Source organism: Brevundimonas sp. (assembly GCF_046293315.1).
In the GTDB taxonomy this organism is placed as follows: domain Bacteria; phylum Pseudomonadota; class Alphaproteobacteria; order Caulobacterales; family Caulobacteraceae; genus Brevundimonas.
This window is the reverse complement of record NZ_JBKBPF010000052.1, coordinates 1-729: the sequence shown is the minus strand read 5'-3', so window position 1 is coordinate 729 and position 729 is coordinate 1. Positions and strand designations below refer to the sequence as shown.

At 77.2% G+C, this 729-nt stretch carries 1 protein-coding gene; it reads right to left on the bottom strand.

All coding sequences use genetic code 11. The annotated features are described in order from the left end of the window. Positions 1–711 (bottom strand): hypothetical protein (locus ACK4SE_RS13965; RefSeq protein ID WP_409693919.1); only part of this gene is annotated, 711 nt, incomplete at its 3' end. Positions 712–729 lie beyond the last annotated feature (18 nt).

Here is a 729-nt window from a genome sequence, read left to right as displayed (position 1 = left end):
CGTGTGCGGCGAGGACTGCGGCGACGTGCCCACGATCACGCCCGCCACCCGCCCCGCCTCCTCCGCCAGCGCCGCGTACCCACCGCGCACCACACCCACGTAGGGCAGCCCGCGCTTCTGCAGCATGACCGCCAGCATGTCTGCGCTGTCGGGGGAGTCTGCCACCACGGACAGGTGCGCAAAGCCGCTGAGGCTGGTGAGGTGGCTCAGCTCCGGGTCCGAGACCTCAGAGTCGCGCAGCGCGCGCGCGTCCACCGCCACGCGGCGGGGCAGCGCTGCGTTCGCGTTGGTGGCCTTGCTGCCGGCGCGGCAGTCCACCACGAACCAAGGCAGCGCGCCGCCTGTCTCTGGCGCGGCGGCGGCGGCGGCGGCGGCGGGGGAGCGCTCCTTCAGCACGTCAGCCGCGTCCACGCCCAGGGAGAAGCGGCCGCGCTGCGCCCGGGCCCGCTGCACCGCCTCCGCCTCGCCCCCGGCCCCGCCTTGTCCGTCCTCGGGCGATCCGGGGGAGGGGAGCGGCAGCGGGGGCAGCGGCAGATCGGCGTGCGCGAACCGCAGGGTGCCTTCCAGCCTGCGGCGCGCGGCGGTCTGCGTGGCGGCGCGCACAAGGCGTGCCGCGCGCGCGTAGGACGGCGGCGTGCGCGCGCGCAGTCGGCGCATGGCCAGCAGCAGCGCGTCCGCGGTCTCGGCGTCCGCGGGCAGGGAGTGGCGCACCAAGGACGCCATGGCGCC